This is a genomic window from Bacillus siamensis KCTC 13613 (assembly GCF_000262045.1).
GTDB classification, from domain to species: domain Bacteria; phylum Bacillota; class Bacilli; order Bacillales; family Bacillaceae; genus Bacillus; species Bacillus siamensis.
Genome location: NZ_AJVF01000042.1, coordinates 145,102 through 165,242 on the forward strand (window position 1 = coordinate 145,102; position 20,141 = coordinate 165,242).

General features: G+C 49.3%; 9 protein-coding genes. 1 reads left to right on the forward strand and 8 read right to left on the reverse strand.

What is annotated here, in order from left to right; genetic code table 11:
* Positions 1-39: 39 nt before the first annotated feature.
* Genes dsdA through Y79_RS0119575 form a run of 3 tightly spaced genes read right to left on the reverse strand, consistent with a single transcriptional unit; the run spans position 40 to position 3,148 of the window.
* Positions 40-1,389: a D-serine ammonia-lyase gene (gene dsdA / locus Y79_RS0119565; protein WP_016939188.1), complete on the reverse strand. Its 1,350-nt coding sequence runs from the start codon at positions 1,387-1,389 to the stop codon at positions 40-42.
* 17 nt (positions 1,390-1,406) lie between these two features.
* Positions 1,407-2,183, reverse strand: coding sequence for an SDR family NAD(P)-dependent oxidoreductase (locus Y79_RS0119570; RefSeq protein WP_016939189.1), 777 nt, complete (start codon positions 2,181-2,183; stop codon positions 1,407-1,409).
* Between the two features lie 5 nt (positions 2,184-2,188).
* Entirely contained in the window at positions 2,189-3,148 is a 960-nt protein-coding gene (locus Y79_RS0119575) for an MBL fold metallo-hydrolase (protein WP_016939190.1), read from the reverse strand.
* A 396-nt stretch (positions 3,149-3,544) separates the two neighbouring features.
* Here Y79_RS0119575 and proC point away from each other — a divergent pair, with 396 nt between their 5' ends.
* Positions 3,545-4,387: a pyrroline-5-carboxylate reductase gene (gene proC / locus Y79_RS0119580; RefSeq protein ID WP_016939191.1), complete on the forward strand. Its 843-nt coding sequence runs from the start codon at positions 3,545-3,547 to the stop codon at positions 4,385-4,387.
* Between the two features lie 34 nt (positions 4,388-4,421).
* On the opposite strand, the gene Y79_RS0119585 is transcribed toward proC, so the two are convergent.
* The 5 genes from Y79_RS0119585 to Y79_RS0119605 all read right to left on the reverse strand — a co-directional run bounded on the left by Y79_RS0119585 (position 4,422) and on the right by Y79_RS0119605 (position 20,135).
* Positions 4,422-5,168 carry a polyketide synthase gene (locus Y79_RS0119585; RefSeq protein WP_016939192.1) on the reverse strand — a complete coding sequence of 249 codons (747 nt, stop codon included), beginning with the start codon at positions 5,166-5,168 and terminating at the stop codon, positions 4,422-4,424.
* Between the two features lie 59 nt (positions 5,169-5,227).
* Positions 5,228-6,475 carry a hydroxymethylglutaryl-CoA synthase family protein gene (locus Y79_RS0119590; protein WP_016939193.1) on the reverse strand — a complete coding sequence of 416 codons (1,248 nt, stop codon included), beginning with the start codon at positions 6,473-6,475 and terminating at the stop codon, positions 5,228-5,230.
* A 56-nt stretch (positions 6,476-6,531) separates the two neighbouring features.
* Positions 6,532-7,686: a cytochrome P450 gene (locus tag Y79_RS0119595; protein WP_016939194.1), complete on the reverse strand. Its 1,155-nt coding sequence runs from the start codon at positions 7,684-7,686 to the stop codon at positions 6,532-6,534.
* Positions 7,687-7,767: 81 nt separating this feature from the next.
* Positions 7,768-13,983: a beta-ketoacyl synthase N-terminal-like domain-containing protein gene (locus tag Y79_RS0119600; protein ID WP_016939195.1), complete on the reverse strand. Its 6,216-nt coding sequence runs from the start codon at positions 13,981-13,983 to the stop codon at positions 7,768-7,770.
* Complete coding sequence (locus tag Y79_RS0119605; RefSeq protein ID WP_016939196.1) at positions 13,980-20,135, reverse strand: type I polyketide synthase; 6,156 nt, start codon at positions 20,133-20,135, stop codon at positions 13,980-13,982. Before Y79_RS0119605 ends, Y79_RS0119600 begins: the two co-directional genes overlap by 4 nt.
* Between the last annotated feature and the right edge of the window lie 6 nt (positions 20,136-20,141).

The following is a 20,141-nucleotide window of genomic DNA, read 5'->3' on the forward strand; positions in this document are numbered from 1 at the left end:
AAAAACAAACGCTTACAAAGATTGTAACGGAAAACCGCTTCACTGTCTGCCCATTTTTTTCGCAAATGAGGAACCGATCTTGCTGTACTCTTCCATTTCCTTCTCCGGAACCATGCTCCCGCCGGTGCTCCACACAAGGTGCACAGCATTTTCCATCTCAATCCCCCGCTCTTTTATGTAACGGTTTCCCGCTTCAGTCTGAACGAACTTGACAGCTCCTGCCATGCCGGCGAGGGCAGAAGGCTCAAGGCTCTTATTCTCAGCCGTTCTTAATTGATAGAGCAGCGAAAAAAGCGTGCCGTCATCGGCGGTATAACAGCCGCTGAGTATAGGTTCCATCAGGGGGCCGGCCAGTCCGGACGGCCTTCCCACCGCAAGTCCGTCGGCGGCCGTTTGATTATCAAGACCGATATCCTGCACGCTGATTCCGTCATGCAAGCCGGAAAACAGGCCCAACAGCATACACGGTGAATGCGTCGGCTCACCGAAAAAAATATGGACATGTTCGCCATAGATCAGCTTTAGCGCGAGCGCGACGCCGCCCGGTCCTCCTCCGACCCCGCACGGCAGATAGACGAAAAGCGGCTCATCTGCAGCAGGCTTAATGTTCATTTGATCCAGCTGCTTTTTTACACGGCTTCCCGCAACTGCATACCCCAAAAACAGATCTCGGGAATGCTCATCATCAATAAAATAACAATAAGGGTCCTGCTCCGCCTGAATGCGCCCTTCTTTGACAGCCAGACTGTAGTCTGCTTCGTATTCGATGACCCGAACCCCTTTTTCCCGGAGCAGCTCTTTTTTCCACTGCTTGGCGTCACTGGACATATGCACGGTCACACAAAAACCGAGCTTCGCGCCGATTATGCCGATACTCAAACCTAAATTGCCCGTAGAACCGACGGCTATAGAATATTTCGAGAAAAAAGCGGTAAACCGTTCCTCAGTCAATATGCTGTAATCGTCGTCTGCTGAGAGCATTCCCGCTTTTACCGCGAGATCTTCGGCATGCTTCAGCACTTCGTAAATCCCGCCGCGCGCTTTAATGGAACCGGAAATCGGAAGTTCATGGTCGCACTTCAAAAGCAGGCGCCCGGGGAAAGCCTGAGCGGATCTGTGTTCCAGACGCTTCTTCATTTCATTAATCAAGACAAGCGGAGATTCAATGAGGCCCCCCGCCTCTTCCGTCTCCGGAAAAGCCGACGCGATATAAGGCGCAAACCGGCGCAGCCTTTCTTCCGCTTCGGCAATCTCCTTTTTCCATTCAGCGCCATGTTTTACTGGATCATCGGTTTTATGCGGGTTGATCCAAAATACTTCCCGCGCCTCCGCCATTTGTCTGACTAAAGGCTCTTCCATCAATGCCGTGCGTATATCCCGATCGGACATTTACTGTCTCCCCCTTGTTACTTTTTCTTTAATGCGCGGCCGGCCAGTTTTTCTGTAAACGATGGGAAAAGCTGATACAGCTTCGTCCCGAAACTCATCCATCGCGGAAGATTCATTTCCCGTTTATCCGTCAAAATCACGGACGTAATGCGCTTTGCCACATGGTCGGCATCAAGCATCCATCTGCCGACGCTTTTCACATAACCGCCCTCTTTATCTGCAATTGTAAAGAAGTCTGTTTTGATCGGGCCGGGATTAACCGTTGTCACAGCTACACCTGAACCGGCCAGCTCGAGCCGCAGCGCATTGGAATACCCTAAAACGGCGTGTTTCGTAGCAGAATAAAGGCTTGATTTCGGTGTCGCCAGTTTGCCGGCCTGTGAAGCGATATTGATAATATGGCCGCTTTTGGCGTGAAGCATCACCGGAAGACAGGCTTTCGTACAGGCAATTAATCCGAATACATTGACTTCAAACATCGCCTTCATATCATCCAAAGATGCATCAGCGGCAGTTTCAAAAATGCCGAACCCGGCGTTATTGATTAATACATCAACATGACCGATCAAACGCCTTACGTTTTCAGCCTCTTCTGCATGCCGGACGTCAAACGGAATGACATCACACTGTCCGCCCCGCGCGGTAATCGTTTTTTTCACTTCCTGCAAGCGGTCCTCCCGCCTTGCGGATAAAAAAACATGAGCCCCTTCTGCCGCACAGGAATATGCAAGCCGTTCGCCGAGTCCGCCGGATGCCCCGGTGATCCAAATCCGCTTATCCGTTAATCTGCCCATTTCCTTCACCCCTTCACAGCTTTAAACATCAGAGTATTTCCCGACTGAAAGGATTCGGCCTTCCCTTTTGCAGCCAGCACGTCAAGATGGCCGATCGTTTCTGACATCGTTAAAAATAATTCATTTTCGTACACAGCCGGAAACAGCCGCCTGCATACTTGGAAAGCCGTCAGCGTTTCCTCTGACAGCAGATGCAGCACATATTCCGCCCGGTTTTGCTGTTTTTCAAGCCGCCTGTCAGCAGCAGACCTTACGTCTTTCAGCAGCTCGCCGTGTCCCGGATATAAAAGGGACGGGTTGATATCATACAGCCGCTTCATTGATTTCAAATAGTCCAGCATCGGAGACGTGCGCACGCTCCCCTTTTCCGGAGCTTCCAAAATCGGATTTGTGGAGCTGTTGGACAAAAGCAGATCGCCGCTGAACATTTCACCGTTTTTTTCATGGTAAAGCGCAATGTGGGAAGCGGCATGCCCCGGGATTTCGAGCACCGTCCAGCCATCCAGCCCGTCAATTTTTCCGCCTTCTCCCACTGTTTTCGTTAATGGACGGTTTGCAGAAAATAAGTATGACAGCTTAACTGTTTTATGTATGTCTTTATATGTCAGAGGAACGCCCATTTCTGTCATAAGCGACAGAAAAAAATCCTCCTGCCGGGCGATATACGACTGGTTCTGAGTAATGTACCTGTCATTCAGCGGATGCCCGATTACTTCCGTATCATCGGAAAAAAGGTGCAGCAAACCTGAATGATCTGCGTGATGATGAGTGAGCACCACCTGATCTATATCTGCTGCAGAAACACCGTGTTCTTTAAGCTGCATGAAGAGCGATTCAGCCGCTTCCTTTGTATTCGGGCCGCAATCAATGAGGGTTAAGGCTTCATCTTTTACTAAATAAACGATAACGTCGCCGACTGCAAACGGAGTCGGTACACGTATCGGAATGATCTTTCTCGCTGCCATATTTACGCTCCTTCGTTCTTTTCATTCCTGAATACTCATATTTTAGCCTTTTCTCTTCCCTGTGTCATTATTGCCGTATATCAGAAAAAAAGATTGACATCCCGCTCTGCCGCATAGCATAATGAACAACAAACTAGAAAAAACGGAACGCGATGACGAGGAACTAGTATATAAACAACGGCAGCAGAGAGCAATGTCCCCGGCTGAAAGACATTGCGGCCCTCTTGTTTACAGAACCTGCCCTCAGAGCGGTTAGGAAAACCTAAACGTATCCCCTCGTTACGGGATTTGAGCTGAGCACGGCTGATTCGTGCTAATGTAAGGTGGTACCGCGAAACCTTTTCGTCCTTTTTGACGGGAAGGTTTTTTTGTGTTTTGGAAAGAAGGAGGATTTATATGAAGAAAATCGGTTTTATCGGAGCCGGATCAATGGCGGAAGCAATGGTGAACGGACTGCTGCAAAGCGGACTGACGGCCCCCGGGCATATATATATGACAAACCGGTCAAATGACAGCCGGCTTGAAGAACTCCATAAAACGTACGGAGTGAAACCGTGCCGGGATAAAGAAGAGTTTTTCAGCAAGACCGACATTATCGTTCTCGCCTTTAAACCGAAAGATGCGGCAGAAAGCATTGAAAACATTCGCGAATACGTGAAAGATCAGCTTGTGATTTCCGTCATCGCAGGGCTGACGATTCACACCATTCAGCAATATTTCGGCAGAAAGCTCACCATCATCCGGGCGATGCCGAATACATCCGCGGCCATTCAGCAATCGGCGACCGGTTTTTCCGCAAGCTCTGAGGCGAGTGAGGCAGAAATCCGGACGGCAAAAGAGCTGCTGGAAACAATCGGAGAAGCGTCGCTCTTTGAAGAAAAACACCTTGATGCCGTCACAGCCATCGCCGGAAGCGGCCCCGCCTATGTGTATCGGTATGTCGAAGCGATGGAAAAAGCCGCCCTTCAAGTCGGTCTGCCGGAAGAAAAGGCAAAAGAGCTGATTTTACAAACCATGGCCGGGGCAACGGAAATGCTCAGAAAAAGCAGCAAACGACCTGAGCGCCTGCGCAAGGAAATCACAAGCCCTGGCGGCACAACTGAGGCAGGCCTTCGCGCGTTAAACGAGCGCCGCTTTGAAGAAGCCATCATTCACTGCATTACAGAAACCGCAGCCCGAAGCGCCGAAATTAAAGAACAATTCGCAGGCTCCGTGCTGCAAAAGACGGACAAATCATAAAGCATGGGGGCTTCCCATGCTTTTTTCATTCTGTTTAACTGCCGTATAAGCGGCTGATTCTCTCTTTTACTTCAGGAAGATGGAATGTGGCTTCATGCATGTTCACCTCTTCCTCAACCGCTTTTGTCAGCTCTCTTTTGATCCGTGCGGTCACATTGGTTTTCAGCGCAACCAGTGAGGCTCTCGGTTTATCCGCCAGCAGCCGGGCCAATTCGCGGCCTCTTTGAAGGACGTCTTTTTTGGGCAGCACTTCAAACGGAACTCCCCTTTTTTCCAGAGCGGCGCCGCTGAAATTCGCGGCCGTAAACAGCATTTCTTCCCCGAGGACAATTCCCAGTTTTTCAGGCACAATATACGTCGCGCCCATTCCCGGTGTAAATCCGTACTTCATATAATTACAAGAATAAAAACTCTCTCTGCTTAAAATTACGAAATCCGAGCTCAGACCGATCGTAAAGCCGGCTCCGATCGCATGCCCCTGCATGACGGAAATCACGGGAATCCTGCAATCCAATAAAAGACTATGAAGCTTTAAATCTGTAAATTGGAGTTTTCCGCTCTGAATGGTCAAAAGCCCCTCCTGCGTTCCTCCCGTGCAGAAATAATTTCCGTAACCCGTCAGAAGGACGGTTTTATAGGACGGATGGGCATTGATGTCTTGGAATACCCGGTGCAGCTCTCTTACAAACTCTTCTGACAGCCCGTTTTTCCCGGCCGTATCCTGCATTGTGACCTGCACAATGCCCGGTTCTGTTTCCTGTACATCAATCATTGGATTCATGTTTATTCTCCGCTTCTAAAAAAATATTCAAGCCTTTCCGGCTCTGAGTGTTTCTGATATTAGGTCATCCATTCATACTTTCTGTGAAACTCTTTTATTTCAGTCAGCACCAATCGCGTTTTTCCTTGATGCGCATTCGGGATGTCTGCTGCGGGCGCGGCATTTCTTGTGCCGAATTTTACGATGCCGCTGTCTTGGAGCAGCCGATCATAATCAGCCATCGATAAACGGACGCGTTCATCCAAATGCCGGCTGATCTGAAATTGATTCTGCCGCGTCCGGCTTTGCGGCATAACGACACCGCTGTAAAATTCAGAGCAGCAGCCCGAACCGTATGAAAAACAGCCGACGCGTTTCGGCGTTTCAAAAGAGCCGTTATCAATCGTGCTGGCAAGAGATAAAAATACGGTGGCCCCCATGATGTTGCCGACGCGCTGACAGTATTGAATCCCAGGCAGCACGCGTTGCTGAAAATCTGCTTCAATGTCTTGCGGCTTAGCCTTTGCCAATTTTCTCATCATCGTCCGATGCGCTCCTTTTACCATTCCGCCAAACGGAGTGTGAAAAGAAAGGTATTGAAATGAGCTCTTATAATCCGCCCCGCTCACACGCTTTCGGTATTCCTGAAATGATTTTTCACAGCAGTCCAAATAAGACATGAGCGACAGATCAGCATCCCCCGCTTCACTATCCGGAATCGGGCGGCAGGTATCCATGACTTCATACCCGTAATACCCGCTTGCGCCTTGATCAAGCAAAAAGACATGAGGGGTGCTGCTGACTAAAAGCGCCACAGCTCCCGCCCCCGCACTCGGTTCGGCATAGGACCATTCCTCCGTCAACGCGTCACCGCCTTCAGCCACTAAAAAGCGGGAAATATCCGTTCCGATGATGAGCGCTTTCGCTCCCGGTGATGTTTGCGATAAGATGAAATTCACGCCCGTCTGAAACCCGGCCGTTAAAGAATAGCAAGCCTGTTTTACCTCAAATAACCGGCAATTCCGCTTCAGCTGCAAATAATCATGGACGTATGTACTGATGGATTTGCCAAAATCAATCCCGGATTCCGTACAGGTGATCACCATTTCAATCTGATTCCGTTCCTCTTCTGACAGAGAGTCGATAATCGGTTTTGCGGCATTTACGGCGAACGTGATCGGATCTTCAAACGGAAGCGCCACCACTTTTTCTTTCATCAGCAGGTTCTCAAACCTTTTTTTATCCAGATTCCGATGTTCCGCAAGCTCCATGACGTCTACATACGCGGTTCCGCCAAACACGTTCATTGCTTCAATTCCTACATTCATTTCTCCAAGCCCCCAGAGTAAAGAGGCTTCCCGTGAAGCCTCTTTTATTTTTTCGTTCAAAACTCGACAAGCAGCCTGTCAACGCCGTGAAATACAGGGCTCGGAACCAGATTCGGCTCTTGATCCTCAGTAAAACGCCATGCGGGCATCTGTTCAAAAAAGTGGGAAAGTGCGATTTTCGCTTCAAGCCGGGCAAGCGGCGCTCCTAAACAATAATGGCTGCCCTGACCGAATGACAAATGCTGATTCGGCTTTCTTCCTAAATCAATTTGATTGGCATTTTCAAACTTCTTTTCATCTCTGTTCGCCGATCCAATCCACGCATACACTTTTTCTCCGGCCGGAATCGTTTTTCCGCCAATCTCGCTCTCAACCGCGGTGTAGCGGGTTACCCGCTGAATGGAAGGTCTGAGGCGGATGACTTCCTCAATAAAGTCAGGGAGAAGCGCCTTATTTTCAAGCAGCCGGGGCAGAATATGCGGAAACTCCTTGAGACTGAGAAATGAATTTCCGATCACATTTTCCGTCGTTACGTGCCCCGCGACGATCAACAAGCCGCAAAAACCGATTAATTGCTTGTCTGACAGCGGCTCTCCGTCTAAATCAGCTGAAATTAAATGGCTGATTAAATCATTTTCCGGCTGTTTTCTCCGCTGTAAAATAAACTGCATGAAGTATCCGATCATCTGCTTTTGCACTTCATTCATTTTCTTTTCATCTTTTACATTCTGGCTTTGGTCGACCCAGCTTTTAAAGATATCCCTGTCTTTCGGAGGAAATCCTAAAAGCTCTGCGATCACGATAATCGGAAGCGGAAATGCGTAATCTTCAATAATGTCCATCCTGCCTTTTGAACGGACGGCCTGAAGCAGGTCATCAGCGATAGCGGCTATACGCGGTGTAAGAGTCTCAACCGATTTCGGCATGAACGGCTGATTGACCAATTTTCTGAAGACGGTGTGTTCAGGCGGGTCCATTTTCAAAAGGCTGTCTTTGTTAATATGCCGGATCATTTTTTCCTGCTTGTCCGCACTTAAGTATTTATGATCGGAAGAAAAATGACTGTAGTCAGAAATCACCCGCTTCACTTCATCATAGGTGAAGATTTCCCAGCAATCTTCCTTTTCATTGTAATGAACGGGAGAGGTTTCTCTCATCGTTTGGTACCACTTGTACGGCTGCTGCTGTCTGATTTTTGTTAAACTGGTCATTTTCATTCCTCCAAGATGTGTCCAAGATTTGAAATGACCCGCCAAAGTTTACAAGTAAACCCGGCGGGCGGATATGTGAATTTAAGGTCTTGTTTTGGCGGGCTGCTTCAGCATCTCACCATGCACGTTCATGATCTTTTCCTGCAGCTGCAGGAAGCTGTGTTCTGTCATTCCGTCTGCCGAATATAAAACGCCGCAAAATTCAGAAATCGTTTCGGCTGCGCTGTCTTCAGCCAATAACGTCATATGGTTGGATACTGCCACATCCATGATGGCGATATTTGTCATATGCTCTTCCCACTGGCTCCAGTAGTTGACGAAATCAGCAGATAAAATATCGGCCCTGATCGTAAAATACGGATCAAGCTCACCCAAGAAAATACCGTTTTTATTTCGGAAATAATAGCACGTCACCCCGTTCGGATCCGGAAGCGGCAGGAGTTCGTAATCAGTGATTTCGTAAGCGTCCTGAACGTTTATATTCTGCCTGATCAGATTTTTCACCAACGCGTCCGTCTTCGTTAACCCCCGCTGTTTGGCTTTTGCTATTAATTGCTCTAAAAATATGTCTTCATGAAGATCGGCATTCAGTTCATCACGGTGAATCAAGGTTTCAGAAATGCGTTCCGGATGTTGATAAATTGGTGCAAATAAAGCCATGTTCACCGTCTGCAGCATCATATTTTTATCAAATAATTCATCAGGAATGTTTATTTCCCGCGCACCCGCTGAGTCAAAGGAGTCGAGCATGACGATTGACTCAACGGTTTCTCCAGCCAGCTGCAATTGCCGGGTGACTTCATAAGCGAGCATGCCCCCTAATGAATAGCCGCCTACATCGTAAGGACCCCGGGGCTGCACGGTACGTATGAGCTTAACGTAATATTCCGCCATGTGTTTAATGCCGCGGATCGGTTCCCGGTCTGTCATCCATCCTCTTGCCTGAATTCCGTAAAAAGGACGCCCGGTCCGTTCGGCAACAGGCTGGTACAGCTCCACTGCCCCCAGCGCGGAATGAAACCAGAAAATCGGTCTTCCCTTTCCTTCCGGGTTAAGACAGATCAGCTCGGGCGGCTCTTGATCATCTGTCTCTTCTGATATATCGTTTTGTTTCGTATGTTCCCCATGTACTTCCTCAGTATCTTTTTGGACAGAACCGGTCAGATACCCGGCTAATTTTGCGATTGTCGGATATTCATAGACAAGATTTGCCGTAATAGACGCTTGATAGGTTTTATTAATGGACTGAACCCATTCCACACCGATAATAGAATCCAGCCCCATATCAATGAATGCCTCATGCTCATCAATATCTTCCGGCTTCAGAAACAGGATGTCCGCAAGGCTTTCTTTGAGCTCTTTGCGCAAAGTGCCGTCAGAGATGCCGGCAAGGGGAGCTTCTGCTTCCGGGATTTGCGGACGTACCGCTGTTTCCTCCGCTTCAGCATACTCGGGTTTCTTTATTTGCCCCGCTATATATTCCGCAAGCTCCTCAAGCGTCGGGTGTTCATACACCTTATTGGCAGTAATCTCAGTGTGGTACGTTTTATTTACTGTTTGTATCCATTCAACCCCGATAATGGAGTCAAGCCCCATATCGATGAAAGGCTCATCAGCATCAATATCTTCCGGTGACAAAAATAAAATATCTGCCAGGCTTATCCTCAATTCTTCAAGCAATGTTCTATTGTCTTCGGAAACGGCTTTTTCTGGCTGCTGGACAGAACCAGTACAATCCAAAGGCTGTAACACGATCGGTTTTTGCAATGTCTCCGGTTCAAACGCTGTCATTTCGATCTCAGTTAAAGGACTCAGAGAAATCAGCCCTTCATGTTCAGGCTGTGGCGAAGACGGGAGAAAGGTTTGCGTTTCAGACTTTTTCATGACTTGACCTGATAAAGAACTGTTTACATCAGCCGCCCAATACCTTTCTTTTAAAAACGGGTAGGCAGGCAGCGGCGTTTTATAATATTGCCCTCCGTCAAAAAGCCGTGTAAAAGGAAGATCATATCCTCTGCAAAAAAGATCAGCGATATGTGCCAGGCTTTCTCTGTACTGTGCGGGCGAAGCCGCCGAGCGGCACTGTTCAATGCACTCCATTCCGAATGTTTTCATTCCGGCTTCCTCTGCCGGCTTCTGATCCTTCAAATTGGACACAAACACACCCGGAAGCTCTCTTTTTACTAGCCACTCCGATAATACCCGCTTCAGTTCGTCCGCACTGCTTACGATACAGGCAAACCGGTGATGCAGATGCTTTCTGCCGAGGAGGAGCGTATAACTTATATTTCCCAGATCGCTATCTTTGTTCTTGCTGAGTACATCCAGCAGGCGTTCTGCCTGAATTTCCAGCTGACGCTCCGTCCGCGCAGATAAAGGAATGAGGCAGGCCGGTTTTGCCGGTGACCGGCGCACGGTTTGCGGCGCCTCTTCAATAACAAGATGGGCATTTGTTCCGCTGAATCCGAATGAACTGATGGCGGCTCTGCGCGGTGCATCCGGATTCCGTTCCCACGGTATCAGCTTTTCATTAACAAAAAACGGACTGTCGGCAATTTGAATATGCTGATTGGCTTGATGAAAATGCAGGGAAGCCGGAATCTGCCGATGCTTCAGCGACAGCAGGATTTTAAACAGTCCGGCCATCCCCGCGGCCGCAGCGGCATGTCCGAGATTGGTTTTCACAGAGCCGATGGCGCAATATCCTTTTTTATCCGTATAGCGGCGGAAAGCGCGCGTTAAGGCGCCGAATTCGATCGGGTCGCCCAGTGCAGTGCCCGTTCCATGAGCTTCCACCATTTGAATGGTTTCCGGATCAATGTGAAAAGTATCATAGACATGCCGTTCCAATCGTTCTTGAGAAAGCGCGCTTGGAGCGGTTATTCCGTTTGTAGTGCCATCCTGATTCATTGCAGAGCCTTTTATGATGCCGTACACATGATCTCCGTCACTAACCGCGTCGCTAAGACGTTTCAGCACCACGGCTCCCACGCCTTCACCCGGCACGAAGCCGTCCGCGCTTTGATCAAACGTATGGCAGCGCCCGGTCGGCGACAGCATATTCGCCTTATTTGACGACTGATAAAAAGCGGGAGTGGATTGAATGAAAACCCCGCCCGCCACCGCCATTTCCGTTTCTTTCGTCCAGAGCCCCTGACATGCCAAATGAATGGCTGTCAGCGAACTGGAACATGCTGTATCAACAGTGATCGCCGGACCTTGTAAATTAAGGTGATAGGCGATCCTTGCCGGAGTGACGGAATTATGATTGCCCCAAAAAGCCTGCGCGGGCCCCTGCTGTTTAAAAATGGCCTGGTAATCTCCGCCGCAGGAGCCGGCATACACGCCGCATTCCCGGCCTCTTACCGAGTCTCCCGCATATCCCGCATCTTCAAGCGCTTTCCATGTTTCTTCCAAAAACAGCCTCTGCTGAGGGTCCATATAGGTCGCTTCACGTCCCGATATATTAAAGAAAACGGGGTCAAAACATTCAATGTCCTCTATAAAACTGCCATACTGGCATTGGCTGTCAGAGAGATCCCATCTGTCTGCTTTTTTAATCAGATCCCGTCCGGCGGCTAAGTTTTCCCAAAACTCATGGACATTCTCCGATTCAGCAAACCGCCCGCTCATCCCGATAATCGCGATCGGTTCTTTTTCAGGTAACACAGCTGCTGATTTGACTGTATCGGCCGGACCCTTTTGTTCGGGGCGGTACGTCCTTTGATACGGCTCAGAAACGCTGATGACGATTTTCCCGATATTTCCGCGGTCATCCAGACAGTGATACGCTTCTTTTATGTCTTCAAAGGAAAAGATTTTTGAGATGACAGGCTGAATGACTCCCTCTTCCGCCAGCCGCTGCAGTTCCAATTGATAGTCCTTGACCTGTTCCGGATTTTGAAGGGACAGCTTCCGCAAATCCACGCTGTGAAACGATTGATTGTTATGAAGGACGGACAAGTCGACTGACTTAGCGGATTTCAGCGCAGTCATGGCAATTTCGATATATCTTCCGCCCGGCGCCAGGCAATTCATTCCTTTTTGCATGGCATCACCGGCCAGGGTATTAATGACTACATCCACCCCGCGGCCGCCGGTCATTCGCATGATTTCCGTTTCAAAGTCTTCTTCTAAATAGCAAATGGTATTGCGGATCCCGAGCGAATGCAAATACTCAATTTTTTTCTGTGATCCGGCCGTGGCATATATTTCCGCGCCGATATGCCGGGCCATTTGCACCGCGATCAGCCCCGTTCCTCCCGTCGCGGTCTGAATTAATATTTTTTCGCCTTTTTTAAGTCCGGCTTTCCGGAAGGCGTCTATCATTGTCACCGCCACGGTGGGAAGAGCGCATGCTTCTTCAAAGGTCAGCCGGGCCGGTTTATGATAGACTTGATGTTCTTTACATGTGATGAGATTCGCCTGAGATCCAAATTCCTCTCCCATGCCGACAATCACTTCATCACCTGGAATGATGGATGTTACATGCCTCCCTGTCTTGATCACGACGCCGCTTGCTTCAAATCCGGGAGTGAATGGATAAGGCGGCATCGTCGGGTACAGCCCTCTGACACAAAGTAAGTCTCCGAAGTTTAAAGAAAAGGCGCGGACGGCTATTTGAACTTCGTCATCTTTTGTCTCGGGCACTTCACTGCGGGCAATCGTCAGATCTTCAATGCCGCCCGGACGGTCAATCACAACCCGGAACATTCCCGAGTCATCGGACTTTGCGAAAGAAGGCGGCATACGTTCTTGTTTCGGTTTCTGATAACCGTTTTCCTTTCTTTCCGTCTGCAAAGGTTTTTCGGCAGGCCGTTCTTCCTGAAGCGCCGGACGGATTTTCGCTCTTTCGGTCTCCAAAGATGAGGCTATGGTGGTTTCATATTCTGCCGAGATATAACCGGTCAGCAGTTTCACATGATAGTAATCAAATAAAATCGTTGTCTGCAGTGTAAGATTCAATCGCTTATTCATCTCGTTAATCACATTGACGGCTAAAATGGAATCAATGCCGTATTCAGAGAAATTCAGTTCTTCCTGAATATCCTCTTCTTTCATTTTTAATACATCGGCAATACTTGTTTTGATGACAGAGCGGACATGGGAAGCGACCGATTCCCCATCAGCCTTAACAGCTTGATGCTCCTCTGGCGCGCGGCTGCGGGAAACAGGCTGTGCGGGCTTTCGGAAAACTTCGGACGGGGCGGCGTATGGCTTTCTGCCGTCTCTGATCCCTTGCATCCGGACGAGTCCGTCACTCTCAGCTGCGATAATCTGCTGACCTAAATCATGAGCCGTTTCAGCAGGGAAACAAACCGCTCTGTATCCTTCCGAATGCAGCACATGCTCCCACGATTTTGGATATAAGCCGGGACTTCCCGGAATCCGAAGCTCATCATCCTCATAGGACCACCAGCCGTCAAGCAGCCCGAAGGTTAAATGGGTAAAAACAGAACGATCGCTGATTTCGTTTATCAGAATCATCCCGTTGTATTTCAGGAGCGCTTTCAGACGGCGCAGTGTCAAACTGATATTTTTTGTGGCGTGAAGCACATTGGCGGCGATGACAATATCGTAAACACCCGTTTTGATATTTTGTGATTCGCAAGGCTCCTCCGCATTAAACAAGGCTGTTGTCAAATACGGCACATCAGGTCCGTATTCCTGTTCGGCATGCATTAAAAAAGCTTTAGAAACGTCCGTATAACAATATTCCGCAATCTGTTTTGCAAATGGTTGCAGTTTTGCAAACAGTTTGGCGCTCGTTCCGCCCGTCCCGGCCCCTACTTCTATCAGCCTGATGCCGGCATCGGGGTGTTCTGTAAGATAGGCTTTCAGGTAAGCGGCCGCGGAATCTGCTAACACTTCATTAAAATAATCCGCAATGGGATTATGCTTATAAACACCTTCAACGAGCTGCATTGATGAATCGGGAAATACGATATCCGTAGCCGGACGTTCTCCTTTTAAAATTGAAGGCATCGCTTTTATCGTCGCCTCGGCCAATTCAGCTTGCGCAAGCTCCCCATTTGGAAGCAGGCGTTTATGGGCATTCCACTCATTCCAGACTGTGCGGCCGTCCGGGTGCTGATCCGTGAGAAGAGTGATCGTGTATCCGTCATACGCGATATATCCGTTTTCTTTTAATAGATTCAGGCTTTCTTCCAGCCATTTGCCGTATGTGCCGATCACACCGGCGTTCCGCATGGATGCTGCAGCTGTGGTGACAGGCTCGCTGAAAAAACCGAGTGATTGTAATTGGTAAAATAGCAGTTTGCAAAGAAGGCTGTTCATATGCGCAACTCCATTTCTCGTTTTAAAGTCTCAAGCCGTTCATTCCGATCCGGATTTTGCCGCTTGACGCTTTCCATAAATGAAGGCTCCGGACCAGATACAACCGATATTGCATCTTGATCCGTCAGTGCGGCTAAGCCGTGCGGAGCAGCTTTGATGAATGCCGCTTGGCTGAACGGTTCTGATAGTAAGACTTCCAGCGCCTCCATTGCTTCATCGGGTTCAATAGAACCGATCCCTGACGCCTCCATCCGTTTTCTGTAAGACGGGTCTGATACAACGCCCAGACTGCCCCAATATCCCCAATTCATGACTTTCACTTCACAATCAAGCAAGGAAGCGATATGGCGGGCAAAGGCGTCTTGAAATGTACATCCTGCCGCATAGTTGCTTTGCCCGGCATTTTTTGTGAAAGAATTAACGGAGGAGAAAAACAGCACAAAATCAAGCGGTTCTCCCTTAAAAGCTTCGATCATTCGGACGCTCGTATTCACCTTAGCTGAAAAAGCGTTTCTGAAAGAAGCTTCATCCATATTCGCCATACTTTTGTCGGCAAGCGTTATCGCAGAATGGATGACTCCCGTTATATTGCCATATTGCTCTCTTACGGAACGGACGGCCGCTTTAAGCGCTGCGGCATCTTGAGCATCAGCCTGTATATAATGCGGGGCGGGGCCTGATATCGCCAGCCTGTCTATTTTGCTCTGAATCTCCTGATCCTTCGGCCGCCTGCCGATCCATATAATCCGTGCCTTGTAACGGGTGATCATGTATTTGCTCCATGCTTCTCCGATACCGCCCGCTCCGCCGATGACAGCATAAATACCGCCTTCTCTGTACGACATACGCGGAGCGGAACTTGTCAGCACCCGGACTGTTTTTTGCTTGTGCCAAGCTCCGTTACGGTACGCGGCAGCATTTCCGTCCGGATCTGGAGGAAGGCACCAGATGTTTTTCATCTCAGACGAATCACTGCCTTCTTCTGCATCAATCAGCCTGATGTCCCAGTTCGGATATTCTTTTGCCAATGAACCGATCAAACCGTGTACGCCTGCATGCTCAGGCTGCGGCAGATCACCCAGATACACGGACTGTGTCTGCCGGGTGACCGCCGTAAAGCTGATGTTTCGGTTTCCATACCCGAGTGACAGCAGCGCTTTGATGAAACGGAAACATTGAATCACCCCATTCTCCTGCTCATCAAGCATTTCCTGACTGACGGATGCAGGTGCGAAACGATCCGGCGCAATCCATAAGAAATGGCGGATATCCTGATACCCGGCTGTCAATTCACGTAATGTTTGCTCGCTTGAATGATCCGGCGTCTCCTCCAGATGGGCGCGGGGCCACATTTTTGCCGCAGCCTTTATGGTATCTCCCGGCTTTCCGATGATCAGCAATTGTTCCTGATCAACCGCTCGATTTTCTTCCAGAGAAAAGAAAGTTTTGTCCCAAACAGGGGCAAGCATCGCCGTCTGAACTTCCTGCCGTTTGCTTTCGGTTTGGTTTGTCTGCCGGACAGCCCGGCAGGAGAAGCCTGTCAATCTCATACAAACAGCGCCGTTTTCATCACATAAATCAATGTCCAGCGTCAGCGCTTCGTTATCTGACCGATCGCACTGTTTGCGGACAAGCGCCCACATCGTTTTCTGAGTCGGCTGAAATATTTCTGCCTGCCGCAGGGAAAACGGCAGCATCGGAGTGTCTCCGGCAGTATCTGAACCGGCACCCAGTGACGCCTGAAACGCGGCATCCAGAAGGCTCGGATGGATGACAAACTGATCGGCGGTACTGTCTGCCGTTTCCGGCAGCGACAGCCGGGCTGCAGCACCCCTCTCTCCGATCATCAGCTGATCAATCCCTTGATGGCTCGGCCCGTATATCATACCCGCATGCCGGAAAGCCTGATAAACCTCATCAGACGTCATAACCGATTGGCTGCAGCCGGACAGCCAGCCCTCTAAGTGAACTGACGGAACCGCTGCTATCTCTCCTGATACCGCGGTGCCTTTACTGTATAAAATCCGTTCTCCCCCAGGTTTTTCCGATAGGCTGTAAATCGTAAATTCAATGTCTTCATTTTCCTTAAGAATAAGGCTGATATGGACTTCTACATCCGTCCCCTGATGAACGACAGGCCTCATCCATATGAGATCTTTCAAATACATTCCTTTACGTCCTTCCGGCACAGCGTATGCGGCACGCTCAACGGCCGCCCTGGCCATTTCGATCACGGCGGCTCCCGGGAGCACCTTCTGCCCATTGACTGTGTGATCAGTGAAAAAGAATTCCCGTCCGGTAAAAACAGAGGTGAATTTCAGCTCCCAAAGATCGGATGTGTTTTCATGAAGCAGCGGATGGATCACCGTTTTGCCGTCATCCCTTTTTGGAACCGCCTCGGCTTCATCTTGAATCCAGCATCTGACCTTTGCAAACGGATAGGCGGGAAGACTGATTCTCCGGGGTTTTTGTCCCGAATATAACAAGTTCCAGTCCACATCGACTCCCTGCACCCACATTTTCAGCAAATGATCGTACTTTCTCTTTTTCAGCCATTTGACCATGGCTTCCTGCAAATCTTCATCAGATTCAAACACAGCCACTGTCTCATGATTTCGCTTCGCCCGCCCCCTGTAAAGATGCGGTGCGTTTTCATTTTCCAAGTACGATCTGAGCTTGTCCTCCAGCTCCTTAAGGGAGTCCGCAATGAGAGCCAGCCGCTCATCCATCGCTTCCCGCCCCGCTTGTAAAGTATATGCGACATCAAATAAGTCCGGCTTATCCATATGCTTCTTTTGAAGAAAAGCAAGAAGGCGCTCCGCATATTCTGTCAGACGCTCCCCATTTTTTGCAGACAGCAGAATGACAGCCGGCTCTTGGCCGCTGATTGCTTGTTTTACAGGAGCCTCATATTCTTCAATAATGATATGCGCGTTAGAACCGCCCGCACCAAAGCTGCTGATCCCCGCCCTGAGCGGCTGTTCTTCTCCGTCTGCTGAAATCCGTTTCCAATCTGTTAATTCACGGCAGACGGAAAACGGTCCTTCATCAAATTGGATATTCGGATTTAAAATATCTGCATGCAAAGATGGGACGATTTGTTTGTGCTTCATCTGCAGCAGCACTTTTGTGACAGCAGCGATGCCTGCTGCCGATTCCCCATGTCCGATATTTGATTTGACAGACCCAATGAGACATGTTTCAGGAACATCACCGAATGCATCGGTTAAAGCCCGGATTTCAATCGGATCGCCTAATATCGTCCCTGTCCCGTGCGCTTCCACATAGCTGATCTGGCCCGGGGATACCCCCGCTTCCTGTAAAGCTTGAGAAATGACTTCGCTTTGCGCCTTGGGGTTCGGTACGGTGTAACCGCTCGCTCTCCCGCCATGATTAATGGCAGCTCCTTTAATGATGCCGTAAATCCGGTCTCCGTCTTGTACGGCGTCTTCTAAACGTTTAAGAAGCAGCACCCCGACCCCTTCTGCCGGAATATAGCCGTCACCCCCGGCGCCGAAACTCCCGCAGTGTCCTTTAGATGAGATGAACTGCCCCTGGCTCAGCATGAAGTACTTGTTAGGATGAACGGTGAGATTCACTCCGCCGGCAAGCGCCGCGCGAATCCGATGATCCCGCAGATCCCGGCACGCCATGTACAATGAAGTCAGCGAACCCGAACACATCGTATCGACCGAAATGCTCGGCCCTTGAAAATCACAAAAATAGGAGATACGGTTAGCAATGGATGAAATCCCGCCTGGGAGCCCGATATGCCGTCCTTTCACTCCCGCTTCAGCCGCGAATAGCGGGTATTCCTGATACATGACACCGGCATACACACCTACCTGACGGCCCAGTTCAGGTGATGTCCTCGTATATCCCGCATCCTCCATGGCCATCCACGCATGCATTAAAAACAGCCGTTCCTGAGGATCAAGGTGTTCCGCTTCACGTGGGGAAATCTTAAAGAACTCAGGATCAAAATCGGCGATCCCGTCAATGAATCCGCCCCATTTGCTGTAGATCGCTCCCGGCGCCGTCCGATCCTCGGAAAAGTAATGTTCCCATTTCCAGCGGTCTTTCGGAATTTCGGTAATACAATCCTTTCCTTGTTTGAGATTATCCCAAAACGCGTCGATATCATCTGCCTGCGGATACTTGCCGGAAATTCCGACAACGGCAATATCCAGCGGGTTTCCTTTCGTTTTCTGACGGCTTTGATTCCCGGACGGGGCAAAAGACGCATTTTCAAGCCGATTTGGCTGAAGCACTTCTTTCACAGACGCATTTTTCAATTCCGCCAGCTGTTCCCCGGTATGACTGAGGACTGCGGCATCAAATGAGAGAAACCCGTCTTTTTTATGTTTGATTGTATTCACCACATAGACGGTATCAGACATGACAGGTCCGTAAAGCGTCAGCCTCTCAATCATGAGCGGTATGTGAATCCGCTTTTTCAGCTGCAACTCTTCTTCACCGAGCGACATATAACAAGAATTCAATATAAGCGGGTCAAATGCAAAGTGATGGAGATCGCCTTTTTCTTTTTTTCCTGATAAGTCCAGCTGCAATAAAAAGGAGCTCTCACTCATTTTGTATCCCGCCGTTACCGTTTTCAGCATCGGGCCTATCGTGAAGTCGGCAACCGAATCGTACAGACGGGAAATGACATCCGGCGCCACCTTTTGTGCATGCGACTTCATTTGTTCAACGTCATATGATTTTTTTATGGGTGCCTCTGTATATCTGCTTATTTCTCCTTCGGCACATGTCTTCCGGCTTTCTTTACCGGAGACAGTGCAGCTTGCGGTAAAGCGTTCGGCACTCTTTTCTGCCGTAAATGAAATGTCAATCTGCGCGGCCTCTCCCGGCTCCAGCGTGACGGGCCCTCCCGTAAAACGGATATCTTTCAGTTCGGCGGAATACGTGCCGGAATGAGACGCTCCGGATGCTTCAAGCACCAGACACGGATACACTACACCCATCAGTGCCGGTTTGCCGAAAACCAGATGATCCTGAAGGAATGCTTCATGTTCATAGAAAGTAAATGTCTGACTGCCCGATTGCGTTTCAGAGACCGGTGCTTCATCCGCGACAAGGCCGGAAGATTCATCTGTTCCTTTTGTTTTTATGTCTTCAAGCAGTTCGGATATGCTGCTGCACTCAAATAAAAGAGTCGGATTCAGCCGCAGATCAAACGCTACTTCGATGTCTTTAATAATGGCCAGAAGCTGTGATGATTCAAGACCTAATTCAAAAAACACGGTGTGCGCATCATTTCTTGTGACAGGACGGCCTGCGTGTGTCGAGAAAATGCGGTATAAGGTTTCCTCAATCTGCTGAATGCCTGGTATCAGCTGCCGGTCTGTCCGCACCTTTTTGGCTGTCAGGCCGAGCAGTGAAGCAATATGCGCACCGCTGGGGCTGTAGAAGTCAATATCCATTTTCACCATTTCTGAAGGTGTGCCGGATTTTTTCGAAATCACCGCGTAACAGCGCTCCGTAACGGTCTCAGCGGCAATAAACGACTCATAATAAATCGGTAAAAACAAACCGGCGCCTGCAGCTGTCTGCAATACGCCGGAAGCCATGGCGGCACCGTCCATCAGCGCGGGGTGAAAGAGAGCGCCGGGGAGATTTTCCCGGCATGAATCAGACTGCCGAATATCAAGGAAACATTCCTCTTCATTTGCATAGATCTCTCCCTCCGGCTTCATCAGCCCGTCATGCGACAGTCCGCGGCTCCTCGCGGCTTCGTAAACTGTATGCAAAGAGACTGACGGAAGTGCGGCTTGTTGTTTTTTCTCCCCTGCGTCAAGGCGTCTATCTGATGAGAAGACTCCTTCATGCACCTCCGCTGATAAGAAAACCGTCCCGGAATCCGCCCCGCAAATCGAGGCTGTCCAGAACTCCTTTTCTTTACTGAATATGACACTCACATCAAGCTGCTCTGACCGTTTCACTGATAAAGGATGATAAATGGTCATCCGTTTCAGACAGATGGAACGGAATGAAAGATCAAGGCATTGCTTTGCCAGCTGATACAGCATATCAATATAGGCCAGACCGGGCATGACAGATTCTCCGTGAATAAGATGGTTTTTCATAATGGGATGTTCTGCCGTCAGGCGCAGATTCACTGTTTTTTTCATGGTTAG